The 15,622-nt window shown below is 39.0% G+C and carries 13 protein-coding genes; 6 read left to right on the forward strand and 7 right to left on the reverse strand.

The genetic code is table 11. The annotated features are described in order from the left end of the window. Window positions 1–76 precede the first annotated feature (76 nt). Complete coding sequence (locus tag F580_RS0111845) at window positions 77–349, reverse strand: HU family DNA-binding protein (protein ID WP_019027949.1); 273 nt, start codon at window positions 347–349, stop codon at window positions 77–79. A 362-nt stretch (window positions 350–711) separates the two neighbouring features. On the opposite strand from F580_RS0111845, the gene F580_RS0111850 reads away from it, so the two are divergent. Beyond that, on the forward strand, window positions 712–993 hold the full coding sequence (locus F580_RS0111850; RefSeq protein WP_019027950.1) for a type II toxin-antitoxin system TacA family antitoxin: 282 nt from the start codon (window positions 712–714) through the stop codon (window positions 991–993). Further along, entirely contained in the window at window positions 983–1,510 is a 528-nt protein-coding gene (locus tag F580_RS0111855) for a GNAT family N-acetyltransferase (RefSeq protein ID WP_019027951.1), read from the forward strand. The genes F580_RS0111850 and F580_RS0111855 overlap by 11 nt, the downstream gene beginning before the upstream one ends. 226 nt (window positions 1,511–1,736) lie before the next feature. On the opposite strand, the gene F580_RS0111860 is transcribed toward F580_RS0111855, so the two are convergent. Continuing rightward, window positions 1,737–2,474: an AraC family transcriptional regulator gene (locus F580_RS0111860; protein ID WP_026301403.1), complete on the reverse strand. Its 738-nt coding sequence runs from the start codon at window positions 2,472–2,474 to the stop codon at window positions 1,737–1,739. A 147-nt stretch (window positions 2,475–2,621) separates the two neighbouring features. On the opposite strand from F580_RS0111860, the gene F580_RS0111865 reads away from it, so the two are divergent. The 4 genes from F580_RS0111865 (at window position 2,622) to F580_RS0111880 (ending at window position 7,503) form a co-directional block, all read left to right on the forward strand. Next, the gene (locus tag F580_RS0111865; RefSeq protein ID WP_019027953.1) at window positions 2,622–3,782 is read left to right on the forward strand and encodes a Gfo/Idh/MocA family protein; all 1,161 of its coding nucleotides are present in this window, start codon (window positions 2,622–2,624) and stop codon (window positions 3,780–3,782) included. A gap of 55 nt (window positions 3,783–3,837) precedes the next feature. Beyond that, window positions 3,838–4,893: a sugar phosphate isomerase/epimerase family protein gene (locus F580_RS0111870; protein WP_019027954.1), complete on the forward strand. Its 1,056-nt coding sequence runs from the start codon at window positions 3,838–3,840 to the stop codon at window positions 4,891–4,893. A gap of 48 nt (window positions 4,894–4,941) precedes the next feature. Beyond that, window positions 4,942–6,177, forward strand: coding sequence for an MFS transporter (locus F580_RS0111875; RefSeq protein ID WP_019027955.1), 1,236 nt, complete (start codon window positions 4,942–4,944; stop codon window positions 6,175–6,177). A 288-nt stretch (window positions 6,178–6,465) separates the two neighbouring features. After that, window positions 6,466–7,503, forward strand: coding sequence for a LacI family DNA-binding transcriptional regulator (locus tag F580_RS0111880; RefSeq protein ID WP_019027956.1), 1,038 nt, complete (start codon window positions 6,466–6,468; stop codon window positions 7,501–7,503). Between the two features lie 235 nt (window positions 7,504–7,738). Here F580_RS0111880 and pgi read toward each other — a convergent pair whose 3' ends face one another. The 5 genes from pgi to xylB form a co-directional block, all read right to left on the reverse strand. After that, window positions 7,739–9,391, reverse strand: a complete 1,653-nt coding sequence (gene pgi, locus F580_RS0111885; RefSeq protein ID WP_019027957.1) for a glucose-6-phosphate isomerase — start codon at window positions 9,389–9,391, stop codon at window positions 7,739–7,741. A 128-nt stretch (window positions 9,392–9,519) separates the two neighbouring features. Further along, window positions 9,520–11,535: a transketolase gene (gene tkt, locus F580_RS0111890; protein ID WP_019027958.1), complete on the reverse strand. Its 2,016-nt coding sequence runs from the start codon at window positions 11,533–11,535 to the stop codon at window positions 9,520–9,522. A 242-nt stretch (window positions 11,536–11,777) separates the two neighbouring features. Continuing rightward, complete coding sequence (tal, locus tag F580_RS0111895) at window positions 11,778–12,734, reverse strand: transaldolase (RefSeq protein WP_026301404.1); 957 nt, start codon at window positions 12,732–12,734, stop codon at window positions 11,778–11,780. A 54-nt stretch (window positions 12,735–12,788) separates the two neighbouring features. Beyond that, window positions 12,789–14,105: a xylose isomerase gene (xylA, locus tag F580_RS0111900; protein ID WP_019027960.1), complete on the reverse strand. Its 1,317-nt coding sequence runs from the start codon at window positions 14,103–14,105 to the stop codon at window positions 12,789–12,791. A 52-nt stretch (window positions 14,106–14,157) separates the two neighbouring features. Beyond that, window positions 14,158–15,615, reverse strand: a complete 1,458-nt coding sequence (xylB, locus tag F580_RS0111905) for a xylulokinase (RefSeq protein ID WP_026301405.1) — start codon at window positions 15,613–15,615, stop codon at window positions 14,158–14,160. Between the last annotated feature and the right edge of the window lie 7 nt (window positions 15,616–15,622).

The raw sequence follows: 15,622 nt of genomic DNA on the forward strand, positions 1-15,622 counted from the left end.
ATAAGTCGGTGGATGTAGGGTGGTAAAAATAAAAGTTAATTTAAATAAACTTTTACTTTGTTATTTATTATTTGCATTAATTACAAGCTTCTTTTAAAGCCTTACCAGCTTTAAATCCTGGAGCATTAGATGCCGCTATTTGTATTTCTGCACCAGTTTGTGGGTTACGTCCTTTACGCGCCGCACGAGCTGAAATTTTAAACGTCCCAAATCCTACTAATGCAACATCACCACCGTCAGCTAACTCTGATGTTATAGCACTAATCAAACTATCTAATGAGCGTCCTGCTGAAGCTTTTGTAATGTCAGCACCTTCAGCTATTTTGTCTACTAATTCACCTTTGTTCATTGTTATTTTTTCCTTATCATTTTTTATTGTTATTTTGATAGTAAGAAATATAATTCTTGAGAGCAATAGATGCAGTTGGGAAAAAAATTATTTCTATCTCTAATGGGGCACATACCGTCTTAGATTTTTTACACTAAATTTTGCTATTACCCATTTCTATTTACTTTTTACATGCTCAAGTAAAAATATGAATACACATAAAATCGTGGCCAATATCCACTCGTCCACTGTAAAATGACTTTATTGATGGACAGCTAGAGTTTTTTAATTCGGTAAACTATACGGCTGTTATACGTGTCATTGACGTTTGTGTGAATTATGTTATGCTATACGTATATTAAACGTATAGGTAGGAGTTTTTCATGGTAGCTTTAGCACTGAAAAAAGATGCACGGTTGGATTTAAAAACAACTATGCAAAATAAAGAATTACTTGTACAAGCAGCTTTGTTACGTGGTGTGGATATGACCACGTTTATCATGATGCCTGCTTTACGAGCCGCAAGAAAGGTTGTAGAGCTTAATGAAAAAATGCAACTTGATCAGCAAGAGCAACATGCATTATTTGCTGCTTTATCTAAACCGTCTAAACCTACTGATGACCTGAAGGAACTACTATCAGCAGGAACATTTAGTGAGCGATAATCAATTTGTAATAGTAAAATTTGAGCCAACAACTTCATATTTTCAACAAAAGAAATTTGATTGTGGCAATAAAATTATCAATAAGTTTGTACATTCTTCATTAAAAAAGCAGGTAAGCCAACATTTCTCCCAAGCATTTATATTGCTTGATTTAGAAGAGAATGAACGGTTTTCTGCTTTTTACACATTAACGTCATTTAAACTACAAGCTAATGAATTAGAAAGACTATCCAAAGGTAGTTTACCTAGAGATATTCCTTGTGTTCGTCTAGTCATGCTTGGAGTTAACCTTTCCCTTCAAGGTCACGGTATTGGACGTAAAATGATGTCTGATGCTCTGCATCGAGTACATAGAGCATCAAAAGAGATTGGAGTATATGGGTTATATTTAGATGCAGACCCTGCTGCTACTAACTTTTATTTAAGCCTAGGATTTACGCGTTTAGATAATGGTGGAAGTAATGATGTTGCTAAAATGTTTTTAAGTATTGAGGTTATAAATCAGCTGCTTGGGTAGTACTTTATAAGGATTAATTATTAAAAGTATAGCTGGATCATAAACCGTACTTATTTATATGCAGGCACGATAGTATGATCCAATCCACCTAGATTTCTTTTTCTAAAAATATCAAAAACCACATATTAGATGCAACATCTAACGCCTTCTATAGGCATTGACTGAAGCCAAAATCTAGGTAACGAAAGGTGTATGGCCATAAGCTGACACTCGGTGATGACAGGCCCTATAATATTTGATAGTTTTTTCTAAAATCTGAAGGCAGTTCATCGAAAAAAACGCGAAATTGTTGAGTGAAATAACTCGGGTTGGGAAAACCTGATTCATAACCAACCTGTGCAATAGGCATATTGGTCTCTACTAAAAGTTTTTGTGCATTTTCAAGACGAACTTCGTTAATAAACTGTTTAGGTGATTTTTTCAGATGGTTTTTAAACCTTCGTTCTAAAGCACTGACGGATAAATGGCTAACTTGTGCAAGTTCATCAATGGTAAAGTTTTCATGATAATGTTCTCGAATATAGTCAACAGGAACAGTTAAAACTTCAATGCCTGATAATGCTACTGCTTGTTTTTCAAGTTGCTGTGTAATGCCATATGAGCCAATAATTTCATCATACTCATTGATGATAGGGCGCTTCGATGTTGAATACCATGCTTTATCACCCGTTTGGCTAATGTTAATTTCCAAACGCTCGGTAACTTGTTGTCCTGCTAATACCTTGTTGTCATCACGAAAAAATTGCCTTGCAAGATGAATTGGAAAAAGGTCAAAGTCGGTTTTTCCTACAATTTCTTCAGCTTTTTTAAGCTTTCTGTTATCAATAAATGCTTGGTTAACATGTATGAATTTATGGTTTTTATCTTTTATCCAAAACATAGTGTTGGGGAATAAATCAAACATCGACATTAATTGTTTTATGCCCATGTTATTTAGGAATTGTGTGTTGTTAGTCTTGGACATGGATACTTCAAATATTGATAAAGAATAATAGTTGTTATTAATGAGCGCCGAATTAGTGATACGGACAACCGATTTGTTTATACAGTGTTTTGAGAGTTAACTCTATAGTAGTAAGTATATTATAATCACTATTAGTAAGGATTTGTGATGAATAAAATACGTATGGGTATGGTCGGCGGTGGCCAAGGTGCCTTTATTGGTGGGGTACATCGTATAGCCGCACAGCTCGATAACAATATTGAATTAGTCTGTGGCGCCTTTTCAAGTACCGCTGAAAAATCTATTGCTTCGGGCAAAATGCTCATGCTCAATGAAGAGCGTTGTTATGCCGATTTTGACACTATGTTTGCAGCGGAAGCAAAGTTACCTGCTGAGCTGCGCATGCAATTTGTTGCCATAGTAACTCCTAACCATATGCATTTTCCTGCGGCAAAAGCGGCGTTAGAACATGGCTTTCATGTTTTATCTGATAAACCCGCAACCTTAAGTTTAGATGAAGTAAAATCACTAAAAAAAATCATTGATAAAACAGGCTTGTTATACGGATTAACACATACCTATACCGGTTACCCTATGGTCAAAGAAGCGCAAACCCTCGTTGCTAATGGCGAAATAGGTAAAGTACGTAAAGTTATTGTTGAATATATCCAAGGTTGGTTATCTGAATCTCAAGATGCCGATAATAAACAGGCTGACTGGCGTACCGACCCTTCTCGTTCTGGTATTTCTGGTTGTATGGGGGATATTGGTAGCCATGCAGCTAACTTGGTTGAATACATAACTTCTAAAGAAATTACCCATGTTTGTGCCGAGTTAACCGCTTTTGTCGAAGGCCGACGTTTAGATGATGACGGTATTGTCTTACTGAAAATGCAAGATGGCATTAAAGGCACATTACAAGCCAGTCAAATTGCCGCTGGTGAAGAAAATAACCTGACTATTCGTGTGTATGGCGAAAAAGGCGGACTAGAATGGCAACAGCAAGAGCCAAATACTTTAACACTTAAGTACCTAGATAAACCAATGCAAGTATTACGTACTGGCGGTATGCATAGCGCTCGTACTGCGAGCTACACCAGAACGCCTATGGGACATCCTGAAGGTTATTTAGAAGCTTTTGCCAATATATACGTGAGTTTTTCCCAAGCCATCAGAGATGTTGAAAGCTCAGAGTACAACGCCAATAAAGATTATGACTTCCCTGATATAAATGACGGTATACGCGGTATGGCGCTGGTTGAATCATTTGTAAATAGCTCAAACCAAGACACTAAATGGTATGACCTAGACCAATTGTTAGCCGATTAATGGCTTTGATTTAAAACTAGCAAAGATAACAAAAAAAATAACAAAGAGAGTTACTATGAAAACATTAAAAGGCCCCGCGATATTTTTAGCGCAATTTGCTTCTGACGAAGCACCATTTAATACCCTGCCCAATATATGTAAGTGGGTAGCAAGTTTAGGTTATAAAGGTATTCAAATACCCTCATGGGATGGGCGTTTTTTTGATTTAGAACGTGCAGCAAACGATTTAGTCTACTGTAAAGAAGTACAAGCCATTTGTGCTGAACACGGATTAGCGATCACTGAGCTTTCTACGCACTTACAAGGCCAATTAGTTGCCTCGCACCCTGCATATGACACACTATTTGATGCCTTTGCACCTGATCAGTTTAATGATGACCCGAAAGCGCGTACGCAATGGGCTGTTGAACAAATGATGTTTGCTGCTAAAGCTAGCAAGAACCTTGGTTTAAAGTCTCACGCATCCTTCTCTGGTGCTTTACTTTGGCACACCGTTTATCCTTGGCCACAACGCCCAGCAGGCCTAGTTGAACAAGGTTTTGCAGAATTGGCTAAACGTTGGTTACCTATTTTAGACGCATTTGATGACGCCGATTGTGATATTTGTTATGAGCTGCATCCAGGTGAAGATTTACATGACGGTGTGACCTTTGAGCGTTTCTTAAAAGCGGTAAACAACCATCCTCGAGCAAATATTTTATACGATCCAAGTCACTTCGTTTTACAACAACTCGATTACCTTGAGTTCATTGATATCTACCACGAACGCATTAAAGGTATTCATGTTAAAGATGCTGAGTTTATTCCTAATGGTCGCAGCGGTGTGTATGGCGGATATCAAAGCTGGATAGATCGTCCTGGTCGTTTTCGTTCACTAGGCGATGGCCAAGTTGATTTTAAAGGTATTTTTACTCGCTTGGCTAAGTACGACTTTGATGGCTGGGCAGTATTAGAGTGGGAATGTTGTATAAAACATCCAGTGGCAGGAGCAACCGAAGGCGCGCCATTTATTGCTGAACATATTATTGAAGTGACAGATAAAGCCTTCGATGATTTTGCTGCGGCCGGGGTTGATGAAGAGTTTAATAAAAAAATTCTAGGTTTGAAATAACTCACAATACCAAATATACATAAATTTAATCACGATAAAGAGGAAACTATGGGAACATCAACTATATCTACATCGCGCTTGTTTAGCGCTTCATGTATTGCGTTAATTGTTACGGCAATGACTTTTGCCATTCGCGCAGGAATTATGTCAGAGCTTAGCGTTGAATTTAACTTAACAGATACCCAATTGGGTTGGATAAATGCATTAGCTTTATTTGGTTTTCCTGTTGCTACTATTTTGGGTGGTTTTTTATATAACTTAATGGGCGCTAAAAAAATGTTATACATTGCATTTTTTGGTCACCTATTAGGTTTAATACTAACGATTACCGCTAATGGTTATGTCACCTTACTTATTTCAAGTTTCTTAGTTGGTTTTGCAAACGGTTGTGTTGAAGCGGCTTGTAACCCATTAATTGCAGATATTTACCATAAAAATAAAACCACTATGCTGAATAAGTTCCATGTATGGTTTCCTGGCGGTATTGTTATCGGCGCATTATTATCGAAGTTTATGACAGATTTTAATATGAGCTGGCAAATGCAAATTGGCGTAATGTTAGTGCCGACGGCTATTTATGGTTTTATGATTTTTGGTCAAAAATTCCCAGAAACAGCGAATACCGAAACATCTACCACTGCTAACTTTAAAGCATTATTAAACCCAATATTCATTTTCATGTTGTTCTGTATGACATTAACAGCAACCACTGAGTTAGGTACTTCAGGCTGGGTTGACCGTATATTAGGTAATGCCGGTGCAGATCCTATGCTTATCTTAGCAATGATCACGGGATTAATGGCCGTTGGTCGTTACTTCGCCGGGCCTGTAATACATGCACTTAACCCGGTAGGTGTATTGTTAGCATCAGCCATTGTTTCTTCTTTTGCACTTTATTTAATGAGCAGTGCAACAGGTTACATGGTCTATGTTTCCGCTATTTTATTTGCTGTTGGTGTAATGTATTTTTGGCCAACGATGATCGGTTATGTCAGTGAATACCATGAAAAAACGGGTGCTTTAGGTATGTCTATTATTGGCGGCTTTGGCATGTTAGGTGTGGGTTGGTGGAGTCCAATTATTGGTGGTTGGATTGATAAAGGTCGCGAAACTGCACTTTCATCAGGTTTAACTGGCGAAGCGGCTGAATTAGCCGCAGGTCAGTCAGCGTTAGCTAATATTGCAATATTTCCAATCATACTTGTAGGGTGCTTTTTTGTTTTATATTTAATCACCAAGAAACAAGCAATGTCAGTTCCAGTTTCAGCTGAAGCATCAAGCTAGTGACCTAATCGACCATAGAGTTACTGTATAAAGGCTTCTAATACCATATATGGTATTAGAAGCTTTTTTTGCTTTTAAACACTTTAGAATATCATCTCTAACGGGTCAACAAATTAGTTCGATTGGTATCATATCTTGAAGTTAAATAGCTGTAGAGGTAAAGCTCCAACAATAACCAAGCTATTCTATTTGGAAAAACAAGATGTTAAACTTTATGATATCGCTAACAGTGTTTGTTAAAGCGCAAACAATTACATATTGATAATGGTTAAAGGAATGATAGGTAGAATGACAACTTCTAAACGTATAAGAATTCAAGATATCGCAGAAAGAGTTGGTGTGTCTACTATGACTGTTTCTCGTGTACTTAATCAAGATAGTAAAGTGAGTGATGCTAAGCGAGCATTAGTGATGAAGGCGGTTAAAGAACTTAATTATCGACCTAATGTCGCGGCACGTAGGTTGGCAAGTAATAAGTCTTTCTTTATAGGTTTATTATATTTTGATGATTTAGATACTTCTTATCTCAGTAAATTCCTCTTACGTGGTTTAAAAATCTGTCGTTCAACGGGCCATCATTTAGTTGTTGAAGAAATTGATGATGATATAAATAAAGCACTCGCTTCCGTTAAAGAACTTATTGAAGTTACTCAGGTTGATGGTTTAATTTTATTGCCACCCATTTGTAACAATGAAAAATTGCTTACCACACTGCAACAAGCGAATGTTTCTTTTGTTCGTATTGCTCCAGATACTCAACTGAACTTATCTCCGTATATTTGCATGGATGATTATCAGGCAAGCTTTGAAATGACAGAAATGTTGATAAAGCAAGGTCATAGTAAAATTGGCCATATTATTGGTAATCCCAATCAAGGCGTGAGTCGCTTACGTTATCAAGGCTTTTTAGATGCGCTACGTTCAAATAAAATTAATGTACCACCCGAGTATATCGAGCAAGGTTTGTTTACGGTTGATTCTGGTGTGGAAGCAGCTAAAAAGATGTTGTCTTTAGATGATAGGCCGACAGCGATATTTGCTGCTAACGATGCTATGGCGGCGGGAGTTTTATCTGCTGCAAATATGGCTAGAATTTCTGTACCTGATGAATTATCCATTGCGGGTTTTGATGATGGTCACCTTGCTGTTTCTGTTTCGCCAAACTTAACAACCGTCAGACAACCCATTCAGCAAATGGCTGAACTTGCCATTGATATTATTGCTTCGGGTAAGTTTTCAGATCTAGCTAAAGCAAATGCTCGAGAGTTTCGTAATGTGCTAGATTTTGAAATTGTTGAACGAGAGTCTACAAATACTCTTAAATAATCTGATGTAATGGTTAAATAGTTATATTTCTAAGCAATAGACAATTTTAGTATTTAAAGATTTCTTTTTGGTGGTGAAATTAAATGGAAAAATCTGCTGGTTAGGGCTGTAGGGCAGAATTGAGGCTCTAAACAAATACCTTGATTAGTTAAAAAGGTGTCTGTAGATATTACCCTGTATATACTTGTAATGCAGGGTAATTTTAACCATTATATCAACTATCAACTATCAACTATCAACTTTGTTTTAATATACTTTCTTGAAAAAAAGTCATTAAGCCTTTAGTTGAACTGTCGTGATTATCACTGATTTTGTTTTCAGATAATTCAACTTCAATATTATTAGCCAAGCCTTTACCCAGCTCTACTCCCCATTGGTCGAATGAACAAATTTGCAAAAGAATACCCTGAGTAAAAATTTTGTGTTCATACAAAGCAATTAAACTACCTATAGATCGCGGCGAAATGCGTTTCATCAAAATAGTATTGGTTGGGCGATTGCCTTTATGTACTTTATGTGGGGCAACTTTATCAATATATTCTGGCGTACGACCTTTGGCTTTTAAGCCTGCTCGTACTTGTTGTTCATCCACACCTTGCATTAATGCTTGAGTTTGCGCGAAAAAGTTAGCCATCAAAGTTTGGTGATGACCTTGCACTGGGGTAACACTTTCTACCGAGCCAATAAAGTCAGCAGGCACAATGTTATTGCTTTGATGCAGGTATTGATAAAAAGCATGCTGACCATTAATACCCAACTCACCCCAAATTGACGGTACGGTTGAATAATCTATGGACTCTCCTTGCCAGTTAACCGATTTACCATTACTTTCCATTTCTGCTTGTTGTAAATAGGCTGACAACATATGTAGTGGCTGATCATAAGGTAAAATTGCTTGTGATTGTGCCCCTAAGAAAGTGCAGTTCCACAGGCTTAACAAGGCTAAAATGACCGGAGCATTTTGTTCTAACGGTGTTTCACAAAAGTGCTGATCAATTTCATCTGCACCTTCGAGTAACTCTATAAAGCGCTCAAAACCTAAATCGATAGCAATAGGTAAACCAATCGCCGACCAAAGTGAAAAACGGCCGCCGACCCAATCCCACAGTTCAAAAATGTTCTCTGGCGCAATACCAAATTCTGTGGCATTTTTCTTATTTGAAGAGACCGCAATAAAGTGTTTAGCAATGGCTGATTGATCAAATGAAGACGACACCAACCACTTCATGGCGGTTTTAGCATTGGTCATGGTTTCTGTGGTGGTAAAAGTCTTGCTCGAAATAATAAACAGTACTTTCTCTGGATTGAGCGGTCTTAATACATTGGCAATTTGAGTACCATCAACATTTGAAACGTAATGCACATTAACGCTATTATCGCTGTATTGTTTAAGTGCCTCAGTGACCATTTGTGGCCCTAGGTTAGAGCCGCCAACACCAATGTTCACTACATCAGTAATGCGCTTGCCTGAATAGCCTTTCCAATGTCCTTGCCGCACTTTCTCAGAAAAATCTTTCATATGATTTAACGAGCGCTGCACGTCTTCTTTGACATTTTTACCATCAAGCATAACCGGCTTACTTGAACGACTTCGTAAAGCTGTATGTAAAACGGCCCGGTCTTCGGTACTATTGATACGCTGTCCAGAAAACATTTTCTCGCGCCACTGTTCAACATCACATTCTTTCGCCAAGTCGAATAACATTGACATGGTGTCATTACTTATCAGGTTTTTAGAATAATCTAATAAAAAAGGCGCTAACTTAATGGAAAATTGTTCAAAGCGTTGACTATTTTGTGTAAAGAGTTCACTCATATGCTGCTCTTTCATATCTTGCGCATGAGTGACTAATTTTTTCCAGCTGGGTAGGGAGGTTCTTGGTTGCATGGTAATCTCTTCCAAATACTGTTTCAGAATTAAAAGCATGTTGACCTTTCTCTTCATTGCTGTTGAAAAAGGTCACACGATCTCAATCGTTAATTTAAGGTCTTATTAAGGTATTGTTAAGGTGCAGTTTATTTGCTAAATAAAGCTAACGCAGCATCAACAACTTTATCGACAGTAAAACCAAAGTGCTCTAGTAATACCGGACCTGGAGCAGATTCACCGAAGGTGCTCATGCCAATGATTTTACCGTTTCTGCCAACATATTTATGCCAGAAATCGACATGGGCTGTTTCAATGGCAATCACGTTTTCAACATCCAGTGGTAATACCGAATTTTGATAATCACTCGATTGTGCATCAAACAGATTAGTACAAGGCATAGAAACTACACGCACCTTATGACCCAATTCACGTAATTTAGTGGCAGAATCAGCCGCTAAACCTACTTCAGAGCCAGTGGCGATTAAGATAACGTCAAGGGAACCTTGGCTATTACTGCTATTGTCGCTAAGGATATAACCACCTTTTTCAATGGCAGCTACTTGCTCGTTAGTTCTTGCTTGATGTGGTAAACCTTGGCGACTAAAAATGAGTGCAGAAGGACCCTCTTTTCTAATGATGGCAGACTTCCATGCAGCAGCCGACTCAACTGAATCACATGGGCGCCAGGTATTTAAATTTGGCGTTAAACGTAGGTTAGCAATTTGCTCAATGGGTTGATGTGTTGGGCCATCTTCACCTTGACCAATAGAGTCATGGGTATAAACAAAAATATTTTGAATACCCATCAATGCTGACATACGTACCGCATTACGGGCATATTCCATAAACATTAAAAAGGTTGCGCCGTAGTTAATGAAACCGTCATGCAATGAGATACCATTCATGATACCGCTCATCCCAAATTCACGCACACCGTAGAATAAATAGTTCCCACTGGCATCTTCCGCGCTAATACCTTTTGAACCAGACCATAAAGTAAGGTTAGAGCCGGCTAAGTCAGCAGAGCCGCCAAGCAATTCAGGTAACATGGAACCAAACACTTCGATAGCGTTCTGGGACGCTTTTCGACTGGCAATGTGTTGACCTTGCTGCTGACAAAGCTTGATATATTGATTTGCTTTTGCTTCAAAGTCAGTAGGCAACGCTTTATCAATAACACGACGTTGGTATTCAGCAGCAAGCTCAGGGTGGGCTGCTTTATAAGCGTCAAACTTAGCATGCCAGCTTTGTTCAGCATCAAAGCCTTTAGCTTTAGCATCCCAGCCCTTATAAACCTCTAGTGGGATTTCAAATGGTGCATGTGGCCAGTTCAAAAATTCACGGGCTGCAGCAATTTCGTCATCGCCAAGTGGTGCGCCATGGCAACTGTGGCTACCTGATTTATTTGGTGAGCCAAAACCAATAATTGTTTTACAACAAATCATGGTGGGTTTGTCGGTAATCGCTTTCGCTTGAGCAATTGCATCGCTAATGGCTTGTGAGTCATGACCATCTATGTTACTAATGACATGCCAGCCGTAAGCTTCAAAACGGGCAGGCGTATTATCAGTAAACCAACCTTCAACATTTCCGTCAATTGAAATACCGTTGTCATCCCAAAAAGCAATTAACTTACCTAATCCTAAAGTGCCTGCCAAAGAACAAACTTCATGTGAAAGTCCTTCCATTAAACAACCATCACCTAAGAAACAATAGGTAAAATGATCAACAATATGATGACCTTTACGGTTAAATTGAGCCGCTAAGGTTTTCTCAGCAATCGCCATACCGACAGCGTTTGATACGCCTGCACCTAATGGTCCTGTAGTTGTTTCAATACCTGGCGTATAGCCATATTCTGGATGGCCTGGGGTCTTAGAGTGTAATTGCCTAAACTGCTTAAGTTCATCAATGGGTAAATCGTAGCCTGATAAATGGAGGAGAGAATAAATAAGCATTGAGCCATGGCCGTTCGATAATACAAAACGGTCGCGGTCAGCCCAATTAGGGTTGCTTGGGTTATGTTTAAGAAAGTCGTTCCATAATACCTCAGCAATATCTGCCATGCCCATAGGTGCACCAGGGTGACCTGATTGTGCTTTTTGTACTGCATCCATGCTTAATGCTCGAATCGCATTTGCGAGGTCTTTTCTAGAAGACATACCAATACCTTATATGATGCCAATTTTGTTAATAGATTTTATATTTATGGCAAAGTAATTAAATAAAAAGAATGAAATACATCGTGAGAATTAGCTTGTGTAAATGATATAAATGAAGTTGATTTTATTACACTAGCTCTGAAATTTGATGTGTTTCATGTAAACGCTGTTGCTTAAAAGCCGATAATGAAAATACCATGCATTTGGTAAACTCTATTTTCGGCTATTTAATTCCAAGCTGATTACGCTATTGCTGACTGATTAACTAAGTCAGAAACCAAGAGATCTAAGATAGCTTGATCTTTGGCGAAATTACGAATGCCTTCAGCAAGCTTTTCACTCGCCATAGCATCTTCGTTATGTTGCCAAGCAAAGGTAGATTCAGTTAATGGCATAATCTCATCTTGGCTTTTGCTTACTACGTTATCCGCAGATAACTTAGTGATAAGAGGAGCTTCTGTCGCTTGTAGTTCATTTAATAACTTAGGTGCGATAGTCAATAAATCACAACCCGCTAATTCAATGATTTCGCCGATATTGCGGAAGCTTGCGCCCATCACAACCGTGTTATAACCATATTGTTTGTAATAATTATAAATAGCGGTAACAGATTGAACACCGGGATCATCGCTGCCAACAAAGTCTTTGCCTTCTGTTTTTTTGTACCAATCAAGGATACGACCAACAAACGGTGAAATTAAAGTCACGTTTGCTTCAGCACAGGCAATGGCTTGCGCTTTAGAAAATAGTAGCGTTAAGTTACAAGCAATGCCTTCTTTTTCAAGCTGCTCAGCCGCTTTAATGCCTTGCCACGTCGAGGCTAACTTGATTAATACACGCTTTTTGTCAATACCTGCCGCTTGGTAAAGGCTAATAAGTTTACGGCCTTTTTCAATACTGGCTTGAATATCAAACGATAAACGGGCATCTACTTCAGAAGAAATTCGACCCGGTACGTGTTTCAGTATTTCACAACCAAAATTAACGATTAATTGGTCACAAATATCATCAACATTGTTGCCTGATTTTTCAATAGCATTTTCAATTAAATGTTGATATTGCGGCAGTTTTGCGGCTTGTAAAATTAACGATGGGTTCGTCGTTGCATCAGTTGGGTTCAAACTCTTGATAGAGTCAACGTCACCGCTGTCGGCTACAACAACAGTCACTTTTTTTAATTGTTCTAATAAATTCATAATAATGCCTTTATTAGAGCCAGAGATATATTAAGTCTCTGGCTCTTTACGCTTAAATTAAACGTAACGGTTAACGATGTTTTCAAGTAGCTCTTGGCGACCAGACTCTTGCTTAGGATTAATATCATTGTCTAATACTAATTTAGACAAGCTATCTAAGCTGTGATCACCCGACATAATGCTTTGGCCTAATTGACCTTTCCAACCAGCGTAACGCTCGTCAACGAAGTTAGATAATGGTGCATCTTCAATTAATTTAGCCGCGTTTAATAACGCTTTAGCCATAGTGTCCATACCGCCAATGTGAGCGATGAATAAATCATCACGCTCACATGATTGACGACGTAACTTAGTATCGAAGTTGAAACCACCTGTGTCTAAGCCACCATTTTTTAAGATTTCATACATTACTAAAGTACATTCAGCTACATCGTTAGGGAATTGGTCAGTATCCCAACCGTTTTGCATGTCGCCACGGTTAGCATCAATACTACCCAAAATTCCTTCAGCACAAGCAACAGCCACTTCGTGATGGAAGCTATGACCCGCAAGTGTTGCATGGTTAGCTTCAATGTTTACATGTACTTCACCAGCGATACCGTGTTTGTGTAAGAAACCCGCAACAGTCGCTGTATCGTAATCGTATTGGTGTTTAGTAGGCTCTTGCGGCTTGGGCTCAATTAATAACTTACCTTTAAAACCAATTTTGTGTTTATGTTCAATAACCATTTTAAGGAAGCGTGCGTATTGCTCGCCTTCTTGTGCAAGGTCAGTGTTTAATAAGGTATCGTAACCTTCACGACCACCCCAAAGTACGTAGTTTTCACCACCTAAACGATGAGTTACATCCATTGCGTGCTTAACTTGTGCAGCAGCATAAGCATATAAATCAGGGTTAGGGTTGGTTGAACCACCCGCACAAAAACGGGCATTTGAAAATAAGTTAGCAGTACCCCATAAAAGCTTAATACCAGTACGCTGCATTTCTTTTTCAAAAATACCAACAATGTGATCTACATTGTCGTGGAATTCTTGTAATGAATCACCTTCAGGTGCGATATCTGCGTCATGGAAGCAAAAATAAGGTGTACCTAATTTTTCGAAGAACTCAAAAGCTACTTTCGCTTTTTGCTCAGCAAGTTCTAGTTGGTTCGCTCCTGATTTGATCCAAGGACGATCGAACGTACCAGCACCAAAGATGTCTGAACCCGCCCAACAAAAGTTGTGCCAGTAACAAGCAGCAAAACGTAAATGCTCCTTCATTGTTTTACCCAGTACTACTTGGTTTTCGTCATAGTAACGAAAGGCTAATGGGTTAGTGCTGTCAGGACCTTTAAATTGGATTTTTTTTACATTTTCAAAAAACTGGCTCATGTTATTCTCCTAGTTAATACTGTTTATTTAAGTTGAATGTTGCTTGCAAAGGTTAAAAATGTTCTTTTAAACTTTGATAAAGTTGTTGATATTTTAAGTGTTGCGCAGGGTAGTAGTTTGTCATTTGTTGCTGGGGTTCGATCACATGGTCTACTTCACTGGCGATACAAACATCACTGACATTAAGCTTGTTAACGCCAATTTTAGCTAAACGTGCCGCGCCCAGGGCAGGGCCAACTTCACCACCTTTTCGGTAGGTCAATGGTTTGTTGAGTACACTGGCAAGGATTTTGCCCCAAAGCTTGCTACGAGAACCGCCACCAATAACGGAAACTTGATCTATTTTTGTACCGGCTGCAACAAGCGCTTGTTGGCCATCGGCAAAGGCAAATGCAATACCTTCTAGTACGGCACGACATAGCTCTGCAGCGCCGGTGTTATGGCCTAAACCAAAAAATACACCTTGGGCATGTGGGTTGTTATGCGGTGTTCTTTCACCCGATAAATAAGGTAAAAACATCACTGATGAAGGGGTTGAGAAATCGAGTTTTTCAACGTCATCTAATAAGGTTTTTTCATCGGCAAAGTCGGTTAACTTTGTTACCCAAGATAAACAACTTGCGGCACTTAAAACAACTGCCATTTGATGCCAGGTATTTGGTACACAATGACAGAAAGTATGAACAGCACTGTCTGGATTTGGCTTGTATGCTTCATTGGCGACGAAATAGACACCTGAAGTACCTAGTGATAAAAAGGCCTCGTTAGGATTGATAACACCAATACCTGCGGCACCCGCAGCATTGTCGCCAGCACCTGCAGCAACAGGCACTTGCTTCATGCCCCAGTTAGCAGCGATATCAGCGGTTAAAATTCCCGTTACTTCAGTACCTTCGTATAACTTAGGCATATGTGATTCATTTAAGCCCGTTACGGCCAACATTTCACTAGACCATTGGCGGTTTTCTACGTCTAACCAAAGTGTGCCGGCGCTGTCTGACATATCAGAAGCAAAATCACCGGTCATGAGAAACCTAAGATAGTCTTTTGGCAATAATACTTTGTTAACTCTAGCGAATAACTCCGGCTCGTTTTGCGCTATCCACAGCAGTTTTGGCGCAGTAAAACCTGGCATAGCAATATTGCCGGTTATGTTACGAGAGTTGGGTTGACGTTTTTCAATTTCGATGCATTGCTGCTGGCTTCGGCCATCGTTCCACAAAATGGCAGGACGAATAATGTCATTGTTATCATCTAATAACGTAGCACCATGCATTTGACCAGATAAACCAATTGCTTTAATCGCAAGTAATTCTTGAGGATACTTACTTTTAAGCTCGGCTATCGCATCATTCGTTGCTTGCCACCAGTGCTGAGGATTTTGTTCAGACCACAGCGGTTGAGGAATAGAAACCTCTAATGCAGCAGATGCCTGAGCTATTAATGTATCGTTATCATTAAGAATGATTACTTTTACACCGGATGTTCCTAAATCAATACCTAAATACATATCATGT

The sequence above is a fragment of the Colwellia piezophila ATCC BAA-637 genome, from assembly GCF_000378625.1.
GTDB lineage: Bacteria > Pseudomonadota > Gammaproteobacteria > Enterobacterales > Alteromonadaceae > Colwellia > Colwellia piezophila.

Coding starts and splice junctions, on each gene's coding strand:
- F580_RS0111845 (WP_019027949.1), bottom strand. CDS start 349: ATGAACAAAGGTGAATTAGTAGACAAAATAGCTGAAGGTGCTGACATT.
- F580_RS0111850 (WP_019027950.1), top strand. CDS start 712: ATGGTAGCTTTAGCACTGAAAAAAGATGCACGGTTGGATTTAAAAACA.
- F580_RS0111860 (WP_026301403.1), bottom strand. CDS start 2,474: ATGTCCAAGACTAACAACACACAATTCCTAAATAACATGGGCATAAAA.
- F580_RS0111865 (WP_019027953.1), top strand. CDS start 2,622: ATGAATAAAATACGTATGGGTATGGTCGGCGGTGGCCAAGGTGCCTTT.
- F580_RS0111870 (WP_019027954.1), top strand. CDS start 3,838: ATGAAAACATTAAAAGGCCCCGCGATATTTTTAGCGCAATTTGCTTCT.
- F580_RS0111875 (WP_019027955.1), top strand. CDS start 4,942: ATGGGAACATCAACTATATCTACATCGCGCTTGTTTAGCGCTTCATGT.
- F580_RS0111880 (WP_019027956.1), top strand. CDS start 6,466: ATGACAACTTCTAAACGTATAAGAATTCAAGATATCGCAGAAAGAGTT.
- pgi (WP_019027957.1), bottom strand. CDS start 9,391: ATGCAACCAAGAACCTCCCTACCCAGCTGGAAAAAATTAGTCACTCAT.
- tkt (WP_019027958.1), bottom strand. CDS start 11,535: ATGTCTTCTAGAAAAGACCTCGCAAATGCGATTCGAGCATTAAGCATG.
- xylA (WP_019027960.1), bottom strand. CDS start 14,105: ATGAGCCAGTTTTTTGAAAATGTAAAAAAAATCCAATTTAAAGGTCCT.
- xylB (WP_026301405.1), bottom strand. CDS start 15,615: ATGTATTTAGGTATTGATTTAGGAACATCCGGTGTAAAAGTAATCATT.